A 17911-nucleotide genomic window follows, 5' to 3' on the forward strand; every position below is an offset into this window, starting at 1 on the left:
ACTGTTGAACCTTTGAACTTTGAACCCGAGCGACGAAGGAGCGAGTGATGCCCTTTAAAGATCCCGATCCCAGTGATCCCAACATGCTGGTCGGCGTGATGCTGCCGGCGGACGCCGAAGCAACCCGCGACATGGCCTACGTCTTCGCCGAAGAGTTCGCCCGCATGGGCTACACGCGCGAGCAATTGCTTTGGCTTTTCAAAAATCCTTTCTACGGCGGCGCCCACGGAGCCTATCGCTCGCTTGGTGAACAAGAAACACTTTCAATCATCGATGAATGTCTGAACGTATGGGGTAACATCAAAGTCTCTATTTTGGATTCCGCATTGCCCGCTGACCCGGAGCTCGACGATCCGAGTTCAGAATCCAAAATCGAAAATCCAAAATCTAAAATGGAAAAGGCGTGAAGGTAGGTATGCCCAAGGTTCACAACTGGCAGATCGGCCGCGAAATGAACTATCCCTACCCGCAGGCATTTCCGCGCCGGCAGTTTGCGTTTGTCTTCAACATCAACCGCTGCATCGCTTGCCAGAGCTGCACGATGGCCTGCAAGTCGACTTGGACCTTCAGCAAAGGCCAGGAACATATGTGGTGGGCCAATGTCGAGACCAAGCCCTACGGCGGCTACCCGCAGTTTTGGGATGCGAAAATTCTCAGCCTCATGGAACAAGCCAATCCCGGCAACCAACAATGGTCGGGTCGACCTTCCAACGATAAGAAAAAGCCCTACGGCCAATTCGACGGCAAGACCATTTACGAAGCGCAGAACATGTTGACGCCGGACAGCGCGCGCGTGTTGGGCTACTTGCCCACCGATGAGGAATGGAACCTGCCGAATATTTTCGAGGATAATCCGGTCGGCAAGCGCGGTGTTAAAAACGAGCTCGACAAAGAAGGCACGGCGCTGCCCGAGCACAAGACATGGTTTTTCTACCTGGCGCGCATCTGCAATCATTGCAGCTACCCGGCGTGCCTGGCCGCCTGCCCGCGCAAAGCGATCTACAAACGGCCGGAAGACGGCATCGTCTTGATCGACCAGAAAGAATGCCGCGGCTATCGCAAATGCGTCGAGGCTTGCCCGTACAAAAAAACCATGTACCGCGGCAACACACGGGTGTCGGAAAAATGCGTCGCCTGCTACCCGCGCGTCGAAGGCAAAGACCCCGAGAGCGGCGGCCAACCGATGGAGACCCGCTGTATGGCGGCCTGCATCGGCCAGATTCGCATGCAGGGCTTGGTAAAAATGAACAACGACGGCACCTGGGCCGAGGACCGCTACAATCCGCTCTACTACATGGTCCACGTCGCCAGAGTCGCCCTGCCCCTCTACCCGCAGTTCGGCACCGAGCCGAATGGCTACTACATCCCGCCGCGCTGGGTGCCGCGCGATTACTTGAAGCAAATGTTCGGCCCCGGCGTCGACGAGGCGATCGAGCGCTACTCGTATCCAGATCGCGAGCTACTCGCGGTCCTGCAACTGTTTCGCCGCTCGAACCGGATCATCTTCCGCTACGAGATCAAAGAAGGACCGAAGGTTTATGAGGCGACACTGCGCGGGCGCAAAGTGACCATGTACAACGACACCGTGATCGCCTATGGCCAGGACGGCAAAGAAATTTTTAGAACGCAAGTCGAAGAGCCGGTCCACGTGCGGCCCAATAAGCATGCGAACTCGATTTAAGCAGCAACAGGCGTGAGGCAACAAGCAACCGTGAAGCCAAAGAGAATCTGTATGAATGAAAACATAGAGAGAACCGAGATGGCAGGTGCCCCAGGCTCATCTCCATCTCAAACCGAGATCGATTGCGCCTATTGCCGTGCGGCGATCTACAGCGCACTGGCGCTCGGCTTTCAAGAGCCTACCGACGAAACTCTGTCCCGACTGATGACACTGGACAGCCGTGCCTCTTTGGCCCATGCCGCGTCGCTACTCTACGGCGACGGCGCTGCGGAAATTACCGCGGCCATCGAGGCGCTGCCTCGTTGGCAGAGAAGCAACGCCGAAGACCTGGCAGCACGGCATCGGCTCCTGTTTGGCCATACGGCGCGTGGGGTTATTTCACCGTACGAGACCGAATACGGCAACGAAGCGTTGTTTCAACAACCGCAGGAGTTGGGCGATCTGATGGGTTTCTATCGCGCCTTCGGCTTGACGCCCGGACAAGGCGTGCATGAACGGCCCGATCATGTCAGCTGCGAGTGCGAGTTCTTGATGTTTCTCGCTCTCAAAGAAGCCTATGGGCTGGAACAAGACGAGGGCGACATGTTGAGCGAAACCCGCAAGGCAGAAAGACTTTTCCTGCGCGATCATCTGGGCCGTTTTCTGCCGGCTTTCGCCGCCAGCCTCGATCGAGAAGATCCTGCTGGTTTCTTCGGCGCGCTGGCTCAGCTAGCGGGCCGCTTCATCGCCGCAGAGTGCGCGCGCCTGGACGTCACCCTGGGTCCGGGGAACTTGGGACTTCGCCCCGCGGAGGACAACAATGTGCCCATGGCCTGCGGTAACGCCGGTGATTGCGCCGCCTTGGCCGGCGCCTGCGCCTCGGAGCAAGCAGAGGTCGAATGAGCGCCGCGCTGCCCATCCACTACGAGCCCAAGCTTGTCGAAGAAGCGGTCTTCCAAGCCGGGTACACCTCTGCGCCTGCGCAACTCAACATCGCGCGCGATCGCCTCTATGAAATCGCCGATGGTGAACAACGCGAACGCGCTTTTCAAGCCCTTTACCGAACCTGGTTTGCCAAGCTGGGATTGAGCCTGACCATCGAAAAGGCGCTGCAAGAGCAACCGCTCATCGCCGAATCCGTCGGCGCTTGCTTCGTGGTTTACGCCGCCCATGCCAAGCAGGAAGGCGCGGAGCTTTACGTGAAGGACGAGCGGCGCACCTTACGCCTCGCGCTGCGTCCGGCAGCACTGCGCAATGCTGACGCGCTGCAATCGTTTTTGCGCAAGGAACTATTTCATATCGCCGACATGCTCGATCCAGCATTCGGCTACGAGCCCACCCTGCCGAAAAGTCCCGACGGGCCGACCTACGATAATTTTATCACCCATCGCTATCGCGCGCTGTGGAACATCACGATCACCGGGCGTATCGCGCGCCGCGGCTGGCTAGCTCCGACCGCGCGAGAGGAGGCTCTGAACGAATTCATCGCGGCCTTTCCCATGCTCCAGGAAAATGGCGAAAAACTTTTCAGCCGCTTCTACGACAGCGACCACCCGCGCCATGCGGAGCTGACCCCGTTGGCTTTCGATCCGGCCGCCACAGTGGATGGTTCGCGCCCCCATTCCGCTCAAGCGACCCATTGCCCGCTCTGCAAATTTCCCACTTACGCCTTCGAACCGGCACCGCAAAATCTCGGCGCCGACACCCAAGCCGAGATTACCGCGGACTTCCCCGATTGGTCGCCGGAAAAAGGGCTTTGCAACCAATGCGCCGATCTCTACCGCGGCCGCCGGATGTCGCTTGCCGCGTTGAAAATGCTGCCAGGCTGGCATTCGCCGACAGTTTGACCAAAACTGAGATGTTCTTTCTTGCGGCCATTTTTACCCGAGCATAAACCATGCGAAATTTCGACGCACTCCTCGCCCAATCCTCATCCACCCACGGCCACAGCTGTGCCGGGCAAGTTTTAGGCGTGCGGATGGCAATGGTGGGGTGCCGCGAAATCGGCATCGACGAGCCGCGCGGCTGCGAAAAGTTGATCGTCTACGTCGAAATGGACCGCTGCGCCACCGCGTGGGCGGTAAGCGGATGGTCGCCGGTAATCATGATGGTTTTGACGCCGGCCCGCAGGCTGAGATCGATCGCGGTTTTCGCTTCCGGACGGGGCGGATCGATCATCCCCACCAAGCCGAGAAAGATCATGTCGCGCTCACACGCCTCGTCATCCAAAGTCACGCCGGGTCTGTAAGCCACCGCCAAGACTCGCAACGCTTCATTCGCCATGGCGCGCGCGCTGATGACGACGCTGCACGACACGCCGCAAGGCATGGCGGCGTACGCCAAAGGCGCGCGGCTGACCGCGCCACAAGCCGAGGCCAACGATCAATAGCACTACGACGATAGCCGCCCGCGCCAGCGCGTGGCCGACGCGATCGAGATTCTGCTGCAGCGGCGTCTTGCCGCTCTCAACCGTCTGCCGGAGCCGCGCGATCTTGCCAAACTCCGTCTGCATGCCGGTGGCAACCACCACCGCGCGGCGCCGCCCATAGGTCGCCGCGGTGCCGGCAAAGGCCATATTCCTGCGATCGCCCACCGCGACATCGACGGCGCCAAGTGCCGCCATATGCTTTTCCACCGGCAGCGATTCACCGGTGGGCGACGCTTCTTCGATTTTCAAGTTAAACGCTTCCAGGAGCCGCGTATCGGCCGGAATGCCGTCGCCGGTGTGCAAGAGAACGATATCTCCCGGCACGAGCTGGCGCGCCGCAAGGCTGCGCTCCTCGCCGTCGCGCACCACGGTCGCGGCCGGCGCCGCCATGCGACGGAGCGCCTCCATGGCCCGCTCGGCGCGGTACTCCTGGACGAAGCCCAACAGCACGGCAAACAGCACGATGATCGCGATGGCGATCGCTTCGACGGTGTGGCCGAGAAAGAGCGACAGGATGACCGCCACCAGCAGAATCACAATTAGAACATTCTTGAATTGCGCCATCAGCAGATGCAGCGGCGCAACCCGCGCCACCGCTTGCAGCTCGTTGGGACCTTGCTCGGCCAAGCGGCGCTGCGCCTCCGCTTCAGTCAAGCCGCCAGCGGCATCGCTGCAGAATTGGGTCAGCACTGCGCTGGGCTCCAATTGGTGCCAAGGCGTCCCATTGATCGGCGCGGCAGGCATGTTGTGCATTTGGGTCTGAGCTCCTGGCCTGGAAGCGGGCAAAGGCTAAGCCAGCAATGTCACAAGCGAAGGGCGCGCGTATTATCACAAATGAGATGCACGGCGATTTTTTTCGCACGACCGAGACGCCTGTGCATCGGCTGGTGCGATGGAGGGTCCGGTGGCGCTGCGTCATCTGCTAACGGTTACAATGGCTGAGACAGCCCCCACCGGGCGGCTAGTCGCTTTTGCGGCTTTTCGCGGTGGAGGTACTTGGCGCGCATACTCCAGCGGCGGGGAGTAGCGCCATTTCGAGCGATAGCTGTTCAGCCGGCGGGTTCTTTTGCATGCGATTGGCCTCGAGCTGGCCTGGCATCGGCGCTGGACTTTCTTCGCTCACTTGCAAGGCGGGAATTGCAAACTCACGGTTGTTCAGCACGAGCTTGCCGGTGACCGGCAAGCGCTTGCGCATCGACGTAACCGTATGGCAGCCGTGGCCGGCCAGCTGGGCGACCTGCAGCACCCGCTCCGTCGGTGTGCCGCTCTTGATGCGAATCGTAAACTCGAAGCTCTTGGTTGCGCTGGCGAAGTCGCCCAGGCGGCGCTGCACGCTCATGTCGTAGGCCATGCACAAATCCAGCTCGGCGTCGTCGATGGCGACGCCATGGCGCGCGGCAAACCACGCCATCTTGCTGAACATGCAAAACCCGATGGAAGCGACGATGAATTGGAGCGCCGACGGACCGCGGCCGGTTTCGCTCTGGTACGGCTCGTGATTGCAGGAGACTGTCAGGTCGGAGACCGACTCGATGCGGGAGAGTTGGTCGTTTAAGCGAATGACGGCGCGCTGGACTAAGATATAGTCCGCGTCGTCGCCCGCTGATTCTCGTTTTTCCTCGTAAGCTACGCGAAATTTTCCGAGATCGATGCTTCCCGGAACCGTGGCCATGCGTCACTTCGCGCCGTTGAGCGCCTCGTAGATTTTCTCCGCAGTGATCGGCAGGCTGGTGATGCGCACGCCGCAGGCGTCCGCCACCGCGTTGGCGATCGCCGCCGCGGTCGGCACGTTGGCGGTCTCGCCGATCGGCATGCTGGCGTAGGGCCCAGCGCCCTTTTCACGCTCGAAGACCGAGCTGCGAAACGTCGGCACGTCTTTGATGGTGGGAATCTTGTACTCGCCGAAGTTAGCGGTCGCGACTTTGCCGTCGTTGATGGTGACTTGCTCCATCAGCGCATAGCCGATGCCGGTCATCGCCGCGCCTTCGATCTGCCCCTGGTGCATGAGCGGGTTTAACACCGTGCCGCCGTTGTGCGTCGAGGTGAATTTTCTCAGCTGCACTTGGCCGGTGGCCGGATCGACTTCCACCTCGGCGATCTGCACGCACATCGACGCTTCGTGGACCTTCTTGTTGTTGTCGTAGGTCGCTTCGACGCGAATCGGCCCGCCGTTAGCTTTGACCAAGTCAGCATAGGACAAGCGCCGCTCCATGCGTGGATGGAGCACCGCACCCTTGGCAAGCTGCATCTGCGCCGCATCGCCGCCCATCTGGCTCGCCGCAGCCTGCTTCACCGCTTCGGTGAGCTTGAGCGCGGCTTGATAGCCGGCGTTGCCGTAGACACGCGTGGCGCGGCTGCCGCCGACGCCGGTGTCTTTGACGCCGTCTTGAGTATTCAATTGTTGAAAACGAATTTGGCTGAGCGGAACCTTCAGCTCTTCGGCGACGATCTCGCTCAGCACGGTGTAAGTGCCCGCGCCCTGATCGGCCATAGCGGAGGAGATTGTCACCAAGCCCTTGTCGTCGAGCGTCAGCGCCACCGTGCCGATGCCGCCGTTGGCCATCCATTGGACAAAGGCCACGCCGCGGCCGATGTTTTTCCCTTTGGGCCGGTTGTAGCCGGAGTCTTCCAGCGCCTGTTTGAGCGTCTCTTCGGTTTTGATGTAGCCGACCTCTTCGCCGATGGGGTCGATGTCGCCGTCATGCATCAAATTTTTCTGGCGGAACTTGAGCGGGTCGATGCCGAGCTTTTTCGCCACGATGTCGAGATGGCTTTCGTTGGCGAAAAACCCTTGCGGATCGCCCGGCGAGCGCATGTGGCCGCAGGGAACCTTGTTGGTGTAGACCATGTGCTCTTCGATCAAGCAGTGTGAAATCTTGTAGGGACCGGCCGAACCGTGCGGGCCGGCGAGAAACGCGTTCGGTTTGAAGGCGCCATAGGCACCACTGTCGAAGACAAAATCCATGTGATGGGCGACGATAGTACCGTCTTTTTTCACACCGGTTTTGACTTTGATGATCGAGGCGTGGCGCGGGTTGCCGGCGATAAACTCTTCTTCGTAGTCCATCACCAACTTGACCGGCCTGCCGGCCGCCTTGGAGAGCAAGTAAACCACCGCGACGTCCATAAAGTCGCCCTTGCCGCCGAAATCGCCGCCGATGAAAACCGGATTGACGACCAATTTTTCATGGGGCAATTGCAACGCGTTGCCGACCTGCTCGCGAATCGCGAAGGGCACTTTGCTGCAGCACCAGATCTGCGCTGAGCCGTCGGTCTTGGTGTCGACGATGCAGGAATGCGGTTCGATGTAAGCGTGGTGCACCACTGGCGTGGTGAAGGTGTTCTCAAAAACCATGTCAGCTTGAGCAAAGCCAGTGGCGATGTCGCCCTTCTTCCAGGTGTAGTAGACGAACTCGTTGGTCGGGCCGTCGAGCGGCTTGGGCAAACCCTTGTAGCTAGCAACGTCAGGGTGGATTCTCTTCGAGCCGGGCCTGAGGGCTTCGACGGGATCGAGTAGCGGCTCGCTCTCTTGGTACTCGATCTCGATCAGGTTCAGCGCCTCTTCGGCTATATCCTCGGTCTCCGCCGCGACGGCAGCGATTTTTTCGCCGGCAAAGCGAACTTCGTCGTCGGCGATGATCGGCATGTCGTAGAGGCGCCGGCCGATTTTCAAACCGCGGCAATCGGCGCCGGTGAGCACGGCGTGCACGCCCTTCAAAGCGCGCGCCTTGCTGATGTCGATGTTTTTGATTTTGCCCGACGGCACCTGGCTGCGCAGCAATTTGCCCCACAGCATGCCGGGCAGCGTCACGTCGACGGTGTATTTCGCCTGACCGCTGACCTTCAACTCACCTTCGATTCTCGGCGTGGGGTTACCGATGAACTGTTTGCCTGCTGCTGCCATTGCGCGACCTCCTGACTCCGAAGAAAAAATCTATTTGGATGGGTGGATTCCGCTTCGCCCCCTCGAGCGCGAAGCGGAATCGAAGCTGGCTCCCCGGGACGGGCTCGAACCGCCGACCCGGTGATTAACAGTCACCTGCTCTACCAACTGAGCTACCGGGGAAGTAAACGATTTATTTATTTAGCATACGACATTTAGAAATTCTAGGCACTGAGCACGTAAACAGCCCGCAATCAATCACACCAACCGCAGCGCTTTCAGCTCCTCCGCCATGCGCTGGTGGTGCGTCGCCGGCCAAAAGATGCGCCGGCACTTGGGGCACCAAGAAAACTCCGCCTGAGTGGCAAACACATAGGGCGGCACGATCGTTTCGACCGTTGTTTTATCCCTTGGCTGCAGCACCGCGTTGCAAGTCAAGCAGCGCGAGAACAGTTTGCCGGCACAGTTTAGCCCGCACTGACGCATCACCTGCTGGAGCTGCTCACGATGATGGTCGCTGGCGATGAAAATAAACGGCGGCGGCTGTTTCTGTTTGAGCTTGCGGTCACGCGTTAGAATCAACCGGCTCTCGCGCCGCGCCGCGCGGATGAGCCCGTAGCCCGACAGGTGCTTGCCATAGATCACATCTTGGCCAAGCACCCGCAGCCACTTGGCCAAGCGCCCAAGCATGCGGTCGGCGGCAAATTTGATTTCTTGCGCCATCTTTATTATTCGCTTGAGTTTCAACCAAAGGCCTAACATATACTCGTAGCCAACTCACGCTAAAGAGCGGCTGCGAAAATAAGTTTCCGAACTTGGCGTCCTTTGCGCCTTTGCGCGAGATATTCCCAGTCTGCTGTTGCAGGAGGCTCCCATGAACTTAGTTCACACAATCTACGAACCCGACGGCCCCGGGCCGCACCCGACAATTCTCACCCTGCACGGCCGCGGCGCCAACGCCTTCGACCTGCTCGGCTTGGCGCCCTACCTTTGCGGCGGCAAGTTCATGATGATTTGCCCCCAGGGGCCGCTCGAAACACCCATCGGTCCGAACCAGGTTGGCTACGCCTGGTACCCGCTCAGCATGGGCGGCCCGGTCGACGTGACGGCAATGCTCGCGTCGCAAAAGGCCTTGAGAGAATTCACCGAGGAGTGTCCGAAACGCTACCCCGTCGACCCCAAGCGCTTCGCCGTTTTGGGCTTCAGCCAAGGCGGCGTGATGGCGTACGGGCTAGCCCTAGCAAATCCCAGCCGCTTCACCGCGTTGGCCGCGCTCAGCTCTTGGCTGGCCAAAGAATTGGTCGCCGAGCAAGGTGTCGGCACAGGTGTCGAAACGCTGCCGACTTTGGTGCAGCACGGCACCCATGACCCGACGATTCAAGTCGACCGCGCGCGCGAGTCCGTCGAAGCGCTGCGCCAATATCGCCTGCCGCTCACGTATAAAGAATACGACATGGGCCACGAGATTTCCGCGCGCAGCCTAAACGACCTCTCCGCCTGGCTAGACGAAAAGGTCGCCAGAAACACTTAGGGGCGACCGATTGGTCGCCCCTAATCTGAAATCTGGAATTTGTAGTCTGGAATTCTTCGCGCCAGCGAAGATTAGCGCATGTAGCTCAAGTCCTTCGACATCGCTTCGAGGCGGCGGATGCGCTCTTCCATCGCCGGGTGGGTGCCAAACAGCGACGCGAAGCTGCTGCCGCTAAGCGGGCTGACGATGAACATATGAGCGGTGGCGTTCTGGGTGCCCTGACTCACCTGCAGCGGAATATTCTGCGCCCCCATGTGCAGCTTGCGCAGCGCGTTGGCCAGCGCCATCGGGTCGCCGGCGATCTTCGCGCCGGTGGCATCCGCCATGTATTCGCGCGAGCGCGACACCGCCATTTGGATCAACATCGCCGCAATCGGCGCCACTATCATCATAAAGATCAAGCCGAACATGCCACCGCCGCCGCCTTCTTCACGGTCGCGGTTGCCGCCAAACATGGCGGCAACCTGGCCCATCTGGGCGAGATAGCTGATCGCGCCGGCCAGCGTCGCAGCGATGCTGCTGATCAAGATATCGCGGTTTTTCACGTGGGCGAGCTCGTGGCCGATCACGCCGCCGAGCTCTTGGCGATTCAAGATGCGGCGAATCCCTTGGGTCACTGCCACCGCGGCATGCTCCGGATTGCGCCCGGTGGCGAAAGCGTTCGGCGTGTCTTCCGGGATAACATAAACCTTCGGCATCGGCAGGCCGCCCTTGGTGGCCAGCTCGCGCACCATGTTGTAGAGCTCGGGGTCCTCGTTGGGTCCGACTTCTTGGCCGCCGTACATCTTGAGCACGATCTTGTCGCTAAACCAGTAGCTGAAGAAGTTCATGGCGCCGGCCAAGATCAGCGCCATCACTGCGCCGTTGGGGCCGCCGACCATCTGGCCGATCCACACCACCAACGCGGTTAGCACTGCGAGGAGAATCGTGGTTCGAAAACCATTCATACTCTGCCCTCCTTTAAGTGTGCAGGTATCCTACGAAATAACTAGACCATGTCAAGTAAGAAGTCATTGTCGCGAATTTGCGTATGGTGCGATGACATTTCAAGGGGGTCGTTTCCAACTTGCGCGAATTTGCCTATGATTCGCCCATCTTCATTAAAATAGGAGCCACTCATGAGAGTCGGCGTGGTGTTTCCGCAAACTGAAATCGGCAGCGATCCGGCTGTCATCAAAGACTATGCGCAAGCGGCGGAGGAGTTGGGCTATCTGCATATTTTAGTCTACGATCACGTTGTCGGCGCCAACAGCGCCAGCCGGCCCAACTGGCGCGCGCCCTACACTCACTTAGACAGTTTTCACGAACCCTTGGTTCTGTTCGGTTATCTGGCTGGGGTGACCAAGAAGATCGAATTCACCACCGGGATTATTATTTTGCCGCAGCGCCAGACCGTCCTGGTCGCCAAGCAAGCCGCAGCGCTCGACGTGCTAAGCCGCGGCCGGCTGCGCTTGGGTATTGGCATCGGCTGGAACGCGGTCGAATACGAAGCGCTGGGCGAAAACTTCAACAACCGCGGCAAGCGCTCCGAAGAGCAGATCGAGCTCATGCGCAAGCTCTGGACCGAAGACGCCGTGACGTTTACCGGCAAATGGCACAAGATCACCGACGCCGGCATAAACCCTTTGCCGGTGCAGCGACCGATCCCGATCTGGTTCGGCGCGACCGATGATCGCGCGCTGCGCCGCTTGGCTAAACATGGCGACGGTTGGTTTCCGTTGATGGCACCCGACGACAAATGCCAAGCCGCGATTGAGAAGGTCCGCGGCTACGCCCGCGCGGCGGGGCGGGATCCGGCGCAGATCGGCATCGAAGGAAGAATCAATTTCGGCCAGGGCTCTGTGGAAAGTTGGCTCAAAGAGCTGGAAGCCTGGAAGAAACTCGGCGCCACCCACGTGAGCGTCAACACGATGAAGTCGGGACTAGCAAACCCCACAGCTCATATTGAAGCGATCCGCCGCTTCAAGAAAGCGATTGCGGCGATTTTGTAGGGGCGACCGGCTGGTCGTCCGGCTTCGGTCCTATTTTAGTGTTTGCGCCTGCGGCCGGCGCGCCAGAAACATCAAGAACATCGACAGCAAACTGACAATCGCGAAGATCGTAAACGCCACGGCATAGCTCTTGGTGAGATCATAGCACAGCCCGGCAATGATCGGGCCGAGAAATGTCCCGCAAGTAGTGATCGATCGGCTGACGCCCTGAATGGTTGCGAAGGCTTTGGTGCCAAAATAATCGGCGCGAATCGGTTCCTGCAGCGACGCCAGGCCGCCGTAGGCGAGCGAGTAGACGATCATCATCGTCGTAAACGCCAGCGAACCCGCGGCCCAGCCCATCACGCATACCGACACACTCAACGCCAGCAGCAGCCCCATCACAAGCTTGCGCTTGTCGACCATGTCGCCCAACCACCCCATGCCGATGCGCGCCGGAGCGCCGATCAAGGCCGACACGCCGAGGAGGCGGCTTGCCGCTTCGGTGCTCCAACCGCGGTCGACCAGTAAAATAACGAAGTGCACCGAAACGCCTTCGGTGACCATGTGGCGCAGCGCCATGGAGACTGACAGGAACCAAAATGCTTTCAGCCGCAGCACTTCTTTTAAACTAAATTGCGGATCGACGGTCGCCTGCGCGCCGCTACCCGTGTGACCCGCAACAAGCGACTCCGTTTTGCGTTCTTCGCCGTCGGCGATGCGATTGATCAGGTAAGCGATCGGCAAGCTCATGGCAAAAAGGATCAAACCCGACAGCAGCGCCGCCGTGCGCCAGCCCCAAGCGACGATGATCGCGCCGACCAGCGGCACGATGGCACCGGACAAGCCCGGTCCCATGCGAAAGATGCCGAAGGCGAAGCTGCGCCGTTCACGAAAAGTTTTGGCGATCAGCAAACTGATCGGCATGTGATAGCCCAGGCTCGAACCGAGCACGATGCCGAGCACGATCGAAACGTAAAGCATCGGCAGCGAGTTGACGAAGCTGAGCGACAAAAAGCCTAAGGTGCAAATGACGATACCGATGTACATGATGCGCTTGGGCCCGACGCGGTCGACGAAGTAGCCTTCGATGGGGCCGAGAATGCCGGCTTCGATGCGCGCCAGGGAAAACGCCCCGGAGATCGCCGTGCGGCTCCAGCCGAACTCACGCTCGAAGGACGGAAAAAATGCGCTCATGCCGAAGTAGCTGAAACCGGTATTGACCGCGTGGGTAATGCAGCCAAGGATGACCAGCCACCATTTTCGTTCCATGTGGTAAACCAACTCCCAGCAGGCAACCGCGAAATTCCCGCCAGACTAGCGGAAATCGGCGACCAAGGAAACGCGACTTGGCGTTTTGCCGTCTGTTCATGCTATCCAGTAGTTGCATGTCGCTTTCTTCTGAATCTCCCGCGAGTGCTGCGGCGGCGCTACGCGAGCGCGCCAACGCTCTGCATCAGCAGATACTCACCGTCGACAGTCACATCGATTTCGCGCCGGCCGACCTCACCGGCGAACGCAACTATTCGGAGCGGCTGGAAACCCAATTCAACTTGCCGCTGATGATCGAAGGCGGCCTGGCGGCGGCGTTCTTCATCGTCTACGTCGGCCAGACCCGCGAGGCGCAGCATCCCGAGGCGCTTCAGACAACCGGCTACGAGCGCGCCTACAAGCACGCGGTTGAAAAGTTCGACGCCGTCAAACGCTTTACTACTGAGATCGCCGGCGACAAGATTGCCCTCGCGCTGACCGCCAGCGATGTGCGCCGCATAACGGACATGGGCAAGAAAGTCGCGTTGATCGGCGTCGAAAACGGTTATCCGCTCGGCGCGGACATCGCCCGGGTCGAAGAGTTTTACCAGCGCGGCGCGCGCTATCTGTCACTGACCCACAATGGCCACAATCAGCTGGGCGACTCGCACACCGGCGAGAAAGAAGGCTGGAAATGGCACGGCGTCTCGCCGCTCGGCAAACAAGTCATCGCCGCATTGAATCGCTGCGGCATCATGGTCGACGTCTCGCACGCCTCGAAAGAAGCGATGCTGCAAACCGCCGCCCTGTCAAAGGCGCCGATCATCGCGTCCCACTCGAGCTGCCGTGCGTTGTGCGATTCGAGCCGCAACTTGGACGACGAACAATTATTAGCGCTCAAGCACACCGGCGGCGTCATTCAAATCGTCGCCTACGATCTCTTTCTGAAAAAGCTGACGCCCGATTCACCACAGAGAAGCTCGGCCCTGGCCGCAGCGCGCCAGGAGTTTGGCCTGCCCGAACCCAACCACTTCGCCAGCCGCGCCCGCTACCACGCGCTGCTGAAAAGTCTTTCCGAACATCAGCGCGCTATCTACGAAGAAAAACTTGCCGCCATCGCTGAAGCCTTCCCCGGCGACCCAGCCACCAGCATCGACGATTTGCTGGACCACGTCGACCACGCGGTGAAACTGCTCGGTATTGACCACGTCGGCATCGCGTCTGACTTCGACGGCGGCGGTGGCGTCGCCGGTTGGAACGACGCCGGCGAAACTCGCAACGTGACTTTGGAATTAATCCGCCGCGGCTACAGCGCTGCACAGATCGCCAAACTCTGGGGCGGCAATATCCTGCGAGTGATGGAAGCAGCGCAGACGGTGGCAACGATTTCGCCAACCACACAGTGGCGGCACTGAGCCGGTAGAAACGGTAGCGACTTATTAGCGCCCGTTCACAAAAGAAAATGAAACCGTATCTATGGTAGGTTGGCGAGATGAAACCGTTTGTGCGCTATACGGCCCTGTTTCTAGCCCTTATCTTTCTCGCCGGCGCGGGACTCGCATGGGCAGAGTTGATGCACGAGGCCGATCTCTTCACTAACCCTAAAGTAAAACCAGCAACGGGGTTTCTCGTCACCGGACTAATATTTCTAGGTCTGGCATTGCGAGGCTGGCGCAGGGGAAGCTAACTGCCACTCTCCGATTATCTCCCCGCTTCCAACTCTTTCCAAACCTGCCGGGCAAAAGAGAAGTCGCGCACGTCGTCCACGGTTTTCTTCTTTTCGTTGCCCAGTCGTTCGATAAAACTCTCCATCTCGGCGTCGCTCATGATGCCGTCACGCAGGATCGATTTCAGCTCGACGTCGTAGGAGCGCGCGGCGATCTCGGGTGTCTGTTTCACCCACTGCAGCAGAACTTTGATCGTCTCCGCCTTGTTTTCTTCGATGAAGCGATTGGCGCGCAGCAGGGCGCGCACACCGCGTCGGACGAATTGGGGGTTTTCTTTGATCAATTTCTCCGAAGTAATCATGCCGGAGGCCGGCATGCCGATCTCCGGCGGGCCGGCGAAGACTTTGCCGCCGGCTTTCTGCGCCATCAGATCGTGCGGCGGCGACAGCACGGTCACCTCCACCGCGCCGGTAGTGACCGATTGTAAGCGCACCGAGGTGTCGCCCAATGCGACCGGCTGGAGCTGCGCGGGATTGAGACCCTTGGATCGCAGCAACTCTTCGGCGACGAGATGATCCGCGCCTCGAATGCTTGAAACGCCGAGCTTCTTGCCGCGCAGCTCTTGCACGTCTTTGATGCTCGGATGGGCGATCAAATAGTAGACGCCCTTCTTAAATGCGACAACGACGATCTTCAATGGAAATCCGGAAAGAATACCGCGCACGGTGCTAACGAACGTGCCCGTAAAAGCAACGTCGCCGTTCAGCAGGGCCATCGTCCCAAGCCGCGGATTGGCTTGAATAATCTCGACGTCCATCCCCTCGTCACGAAAAAAACCCTTGCTCGCAGCGACGTAGTACGACACGCTGGTGTTGCTGCGGCTGGAGATCGAAATGCTCACTTTCTGAGTCTGGCCGAGCGCCGAATCGACAAAGAAGACCGCCGCGGTGATACCCATCGCGACCGCCAGAGAAAGCGCGCAAATCCCGAACCGCGCGTCTTCGGTTTTCAATTTCCCATTTTTCATTTTCAATTTCCCAGTTCTTTCAGCGCCGCCCGGGCAAAGGAAAAATCACGAATCTCGTCGAGCGGCCGCTTCTTGTCCGCCAGTCTTTCCATCTGCGCTTCGATCTCGGCGTCGGTCATGGTGCCGTCCTTCGACAGCGCTTTGAACTCGACATCGTAGGAACGCGCGGCATATTCGATCTTCTGCGCCACGTACTGGGTCATGATGCGCAAGGTTTCATCGCGATTGGCCTCGATAAAGCGATTGGCTTTCAACAACGCGCGAATAGTTTTTCGCAGCGCCAACGGATTCTCTTTAATAAATTTGTCGGCGACGAAGAGCCCGGAGGACGGCACACCGATCTCCGGTGGGCCGGAGATCGCTTTCAAGCCCTGGTTCTGCAAAAGAATGTCGTAGGGCGGCGGCACGGACACCGCTTGCACGATGCCGGTCACGACCGCTTGCAGACGCAGCGACGGATCGCCCACGGCGATCGCCTGCACCGAGTTGGGATCGACGCCTTTCATGCGCAAGAGCTCGCGGCCAATGATATGATCCCCGCCATTGACCGCGGTGACGCCGAGTTTTTTGCCCTTTAGATCCTGCGGCTCTTTGATGATCTCCGGGCGCACCATCAAATAGTACAGTCCTTTTTTTAGCAAGATAAAGACCGTCTTCATCGGGAAACCCTGCACGACGCCGCGAAAGGTGCTGACAAATGAGGTCGTAAACGTCACGTCGCCGTTCAGCACCGCCAATGCGCCCAGCCGTGGATTGACCTGAATGAATTCGACCTCCAGTCCCTCTTCTTTGAAAAGTCCGCGCGCCTGGGCGACATAGTAGGTGGTGTTGGTATTGCTGCGGCTCGACAGCGAAATGCGGATTTTTTGCAGCGGCGCCTGCGCCTGAGCGAAGGGCGCGAAGCTCGCAACCATCGCTACGATCATACCGAGCCCAACGAAATAGCTCCGAACTCTCATGCCTTGCTCCTTGTCCAGCGGCTGCCGATCGGCTGTTTCTCAAACTTTCTCCCTATGTAGGCTAGCCAAAGTCTCTTTACAAGCCGCTCCGATCTAGCTTAGAGTTCCGCGATGAAGCGTTGTCGTTCTTACTGTTGGTGCAATGTGCTTTCTTCGCGGCCAGTGCCTTGGCCAATCCTCTTCGACAACAGCGTCGTCAATAGCTTGGAGAAAAGCGGATTTCTCAAGGAGATCTGGGGCAATGAAAACTATCGGCGTTAGAAGTTCTGCGCAGCAAATCCTCCTTGCGGCCCTCTGGGTCGCATGGTCTTGGTCGGCGGCATTCGCGACTCACTACTTGCCCAAGCCCGGCGAGAAAACCCTGTCGATGAAAATATCGACCTGCGCCATCTCGGGCGGCTTCGTCCATCTTTACACCGCGCTGGACAATGGCCTCTTCGATAAATACGGCATGAAGTTCGAAAACATTTTCATCCGCGGCAGCGCGCAAAACATGACGGCGCTCGCCACCGACGAAGTGCAGTTCACCTACTGCGCTGCGGATGGAACCATTCCCGGCCTCGCCACCGGCGTCGATGTCAAACTGGTCGCCGCGCCGCTGATCAAACTGCCCTACGTTTTGATCACCCGCAAGGAGATCAAACGGGTCGAAGACTTGAAGGGCAAGGCGCTCGGCATTGCCCGCGCCGGCGACTTAAGCGACCGGCTCTCCCGCGCGGTAGTGAAAAAATTCGGCATGGCGCCCGACAGCGTGATGATTCGCCCCATCGGCGGCAGCCAGGGGGAACGCTATCAGGCGATGGCGGCCAATGTCGTCCAGGGGGTGATCATCACGCCGCCGATGGACGTGCGCGCCAAGAACGAAGGCTACAACGTGCTCTACCGTTTGATCGAGCTCGACTTGCCGTTTCTCTACAGCAGCCTGCACACCAGCCATAAGATGCTGCGCGAGCGTCCCGAGATTGTCCAGCGCATGGTCGCTGCCTTCGCCGAGATCGTTCATTTCGTCGACAAGAATCCCGACAAAGCCAAGGCGTCCATCGCCAAAGCGATGCGCGTCAAAGACGAAGAGGCGCTGCAATCTTCCTACAACGTGTATGCCCGTGAAATCCTCGACCGCACCATGGTCGTGCCCGGCCGCACCGTCGCCGAAGCCGTCGACCTCGCCCGCGAAGGCGGCACCACGGTGCGGCGCAAACCGGAAGAGATCTACGACAACACGTTTGTCAACAACTTGGAAAAGAGTGGATTCATGAAAGAGATCTGGGGGAGTGAGAATTACAGACGCTAACCTTTACGATGAAGCCACCATGTTTTTCAGGCTATTCTTCCAGCTGTACCAACTCCATCAGTTCGTCTCTAGTTATTTCCTTCCTTAACAGTTCATCCGGCCGAATTACTAAATCAAAGATGTCACGTTTTTGCGCAAGCTTCTGCTCGATTTTTTCCTCCAAAGTCCCCTTAGCAGTAATCGTGAAGACGATAACTTCTCGTTCCTGACCGATTCGATGAACGCGGTCAATTGCCTGATCTTC

General features: G+C 59.1%; 15 protein-coding genes, 1 tRNA gene and 2 pseudogenes. 9 read left to right on the forward strand and 9 right to left on the reverse strand.

What is annotated here, in order from left to right:
* Nucleotides 1–47: 47 nt before the first annotated feature.
* The 5 genes and pseudogenes from FJ145_19755 (at nucleotide 48) to FJ145_19775 (ending at nucleotide 3731) form a co-directional block, all read left to right on the forward strand.
* On the forward strand, nucleotides 48–407 hold the full coding sequence (locus FJ145_19755) for a hypothetical protein (protein MBM4263649.1): 360 nt from the start codon (nucleotides 48–50) through the stop codon (nucleotides 405–407).
* Nucleotides 408–415: 8 nt separating this feature from the next.
* Complete coding sequence (locus FJ145_19760) at nucleotides 416–1681, forward strand: nitrate oxidoreductase subunit beta (GenBank protein MBM4263650.1); 1266 nt, start codon at nucleotides 416–418, stop codon at nucleotides 1679–1681.
* Between the two features lie 51 nt (nucleotides 1682–1732).
* Nucleotides 1733–2563, forward strand: a complete 831-nt coding sequence (locus FJ145_19765) for a hypothetical protein (GenBank protein MBM4263651.1) — start codon at nucleotides 1733–1735, stop codon at nucleotides 2561–2563.
* The gene (locus FJ145_19770; GenBank protein ID MBM4263652.1) at nucleotides 2560–3507 is read left to right on the forward strand and encodes a hypothetical protein; all 948 of its coding nucleotides are present in this window, start codon (nucleotides 2560–2562) and stop codon (nucleotides 3505–3507) included. Before FJ145_19765 ends, FJ145_19770 begins: the two co-directional genes overlap by 4 nt.
* Before the next feature lie 50 nt (nucleotides 3508–3557).
* A pseudogene (locus FJ145_19775) lies at nucleotides 3558–3731 on the forward strand (formylmethanofuran dehydrogenase).
* Here FJ145_19775 and FJ145_19780 read toward each other — a convergent pair.
* The 5 genes and pseudogenes from FJ145_19780 to FJ145_19800 all read right to left on the reverse strand — a co-directional run bounded on the left by FJ145_19780 (nucleotide 3704) and on the right by FJ145_19800 (nucleotide 8733).
* Nucleotides 3704–4841, reverse strand: a pseudogene (locus FJ145_19780) (HAD-IC family P-type ATPase). The pseudogenes FJ145_19775 and FJ145_19780 sit on opposite strands and share 28 nt — an antisense overlap.
* A gap of 208 nt (nucleotides 4842–5049) precedes the next feature.
* Nucleotides 5050–5760 carry an OsmC family protein gene (locus FJ145_19785; protein MBM4263653.1) on the reverse strand — a complete coding sequence of 237 codons (711 nt, stop codon included), beginning with the start codon at nucleotides 5758–5760 and terminating at the stop codon, nucleotides 5050–5052.
* 3 nt (nucleotides 5761–5763) lie between these two features.
* Nucleotides 5764–7992 carry a xanthine dehydrogenase family protein molybdopterin-binding subunit gene (locus FJ145_19790; protein MBM4263654.1) on the reverse strand — a complete coding sequence of 743 codons (2229 nt, stop codon included), beginning with the start codon at nucleotides 7990–7992 and terminating at the stop codon, nucleotides 5764–5766.
* Between the two features lie 86 nt (nucleotides 7993–8078).
* A tRNA-Asn gene (locus tag FJ145_19795) sits at nucleotides 8079–8154 on the reverse strand.
* Nucleotides 8155–8229: 75 nt separating this feature from the next.
* The gene (locus FJ145_19800) at nucleotides 8230–8733 is read right to left on the reverse strand and encodes a hypothetical protein (GenBank protein MBM4263655.1); all 504 of its coding nucleotides are present in this window, start codon (nucleotides 8731–8733) and stop codon (nucleotides 8230–8232) included.
* A 112-nt stretch (nucleotides 8734–8845) separates the two neighbouring features.
* Between FJ145_19800 and FJ145_19805 the strand changes: the two genes are divergently transcribed.
* A complete protein-coding gene (locus tag FJ145_19805; GenBank protein MBM4263656.1) occupies nucleotides 8846–9502 on the forward strand; it encodes a hypothetical protein in 657 nt (218 codons plus the stop codon).
* 71 nt (nucleotides 9503–9573) lie between these two features.
* Here the strand turns inward: FJ145_19805 and htpX are convergent, their stop codons facing one another.
* The gene (gene htpX, locus FJ145_19810; GenBank protein ID MBM4263657.1) at nucleotides 9574–10449 is read right to left on the reverse strand and encodes a zinc metalloprotease HtpX; all 876 of its coding nucleotides are present in this window, start codon (nucleotides 10447–10449) and stop codon (nucleotides 9574–9576) included.
* A 171-nt stretch (nucleotides 10450–10620) separates the two neighbouring features.
* On the opposite strand from htpX, the gene FJ145_19815 reads away from it, so the two are divergent.
* Nucleotides 10621–11493 carry an LLM class F420-dependent oxidoreductase gene (locus FJ145_19815; protein ID MBM4263658.1) on the forward strand — a complete coding sequence of 291 codons (873 nt, stop codon included), beginning with the start codon at nucleotides 10621–10623 and terminating at the stop codon, nucleotides 11491–11493.
* A gap of 30 nt (nucleotides 11494–11523) precedes the next feature.
* Here the strand turns inward: FJ145_19815 and FJ145_19820 are convergent, their stop codons facing one another.
* Entirely contained in the window at nucleotides 11524–12744 is a 1221-nt protein-coding gene (locus FJ145_19820) for an MFS transporter (GenBank protein ID MBM4263659.1), read from the reverse strand.
* Nucleotides 12745–12842: 98 nt separating this feature from the next.
* Here FJ145_19820 and FJ145_19825 point away from each other — a divergent pair, with 98 nt between their 5' ends.
* Nucleotides 12843–14138, forward strand: a complete 1296-nt coding sequence (locus FJ145_19825) for a membrane dipeptidase (protein MBM4263660.1) — start codon at nucleotides 12843–12845, stop codon at nucleotides 14136–14138.
* A gap of 286 nt (nucleotides 14139–14424) precedes the next feature.
* Here the strand turns inward: FJ145_19825 and FJ145_19830 are convergent, their stop codons facing one another.
* Both FJ145_19830 and FJ145_19835 read right to left on the reverse strand, forming a co-directional pair.
* Nucleotides 14425–15417 (reverse strand): ABC transporter substrate-binding protein, encoded by a 993-nt coding sequence (locus FJ145_19830; GenBank protein ID MBM4263661.1) that lies wholly within the window; start codon nucleotides 15415–15417, stop codon nucleotides 14425–14427.
* A gap of 2 nt (nucleotides 15418–15419) precedes the next feature.
* On the reverse strand, nucleotides 15420–16376 hold the full coding sequence (locus tag FJ145_19835; GenBank protein MBM4263662.1) for an ABC transporter substrate-binding protein: 957 nt from the start codon (nucleotides 16374–16376) through the stop codon (nucleotides 15420–15422).
* A gap of 142 nt (nucleotides 16377–16518) precedes the next feature.
* Between FJ145_19835 and FJ145_19840 the strand changes: the two genes are divergently transcribed.
* The gene (locus FJ145_19840; GenBank protein ID MBM4263663.1) at nucleotides 16519–17667 is read left to right on the forward strand and encodes an ABC transporter substrate-binding protein; all 1149 of its coding nucleotides are present in this window, start codon (nucleotides 16519–16521) and stop codon (nucleotides 17665–17667) included.
* The last annotated feature ends 244 nt before the right edge of the window (nucleotides 17668–17911 follow it).

Source organism: Deltaproteobacteria bacterium (genome assembly GCA_016874755.1).
In the GTDB taxonomy this organism is placed as follows: domain Bacteria; phylum Desulfobacterota; class Binatia; order UBA9968; family UBA9968; genus DP-20.

What these genes read in the sequence shown, in the direction of transcription:
- FJ145_19835 (MBM4263662.1), bottom strand. Translation starts at nt 16,376, where the DNA reads ATGAGAGTTCGGAGCTATTTCGTTGGGCTCGGTATGATCGTAGCGATG.
- FJ145_19830 (MBM4263661.1), bottom strand. Translation starts at nt 15,417, where the DNA reads ATGAAAAATGGGAAATTGAAAACCGAAGACGCGCGGTTCGGGATTTGC.
- FJ145_19760 (MBM4263650.1), top strand. Translation starts at nt 416, where the DNA reads ATGCCCAAGGTTCACAACTGGCAGATCGGCCGCGAAATGAACTATCCC.
- FJ145_19755 (MBM4263649.1), top strand. Translation starts at nt 48, where the DNA reads ATGCCCTTTAAAGATCCCGATCCCAGTGATCCCAACATGCTGGTCGGC.
- FJ145_19765 (MBM4263651.1), top strand. Translation starts at nt 1,733, where the DNA reads ATGAATGAAAACATAGAGAGAACCGAGATGGCAGGTGCCCCAGGCTCA.
- FJ145_19820 (MBM4263659.1), bottom strand. Translation starts at nt 12,744, where the DNA reads ATGGAACGAAAATGGTGGCTGGTCATCCTTGGCTGCATTACCCACGCG.
- FJ145_19805 (MBM4263656.1), top strand. Translation starts at nt 8,846, where the DNA reads ATGAACTTAGTTCACACAATCTACGAACCCGACGGCCCCGGGCCGCAC.
- FJ145_19770 (MBM4263652.1), top strand. Translation starts at nt 2,560, where the DNA reads ATGAGCGCCGCGCTGCCCATCCACTACGAGCCCAAGCTTGTCGAAGAA.
- FJ145_19785 (MBM4263653.1), bottom strand. Translation starts at nt 5,760, where the DNA reads ATGGCCACGGTTCCGGGAAGCATCGATCTCGGAAAATTTCGCGTAGCT.
- FJ145_19790 (MBM4263654.1), bottom strand. Translation starts at nt 7,992, where the DNA reads ATGGCAGCAGCAGGCAAACAGTTCATCGGTAACCCCACGCCGAGAATC.
- FJ145_19800 (MBM4263655.1), bottom strand. Translation starts at nt 8,733, where the DNA reads ATGTTAGGCCTTTGGTTGAAACTCAAGCGAATAATAAAGATGGCGCAA.
- htpX (MBM4263657.1), bottom strand. Translation starts at nt 10,449, where the DNA reads ATGAATGGTTTTCGAACCACGATTCTCCTCGCAGTGCTAACCGCGTTG.
- FJ145_19825 (MBM4263660.1), top strand. Translation starts at nt 12,843, where the DNA reads ATGCTATCCAGTAGTTGCATGTCGCTTTCTTCTGAATCTCCCGCGAGT.
- FJ145_19815 (MBM4263658.1), top strand. Translation starts at nt 10,621, where the DNA reads ATGAGAGTCGGCGTGGTGTTTCCGCAAACTGAAATCGGCAGCGATCCG.
- FJ145_19840 (MBM4263663.1), top strand. Translation starts at nt 16,519, where the DNA reads ATGTGCTTTCTTCGCGGCCAGTGCCTTGGCCAATCCTCTTCGACAACA.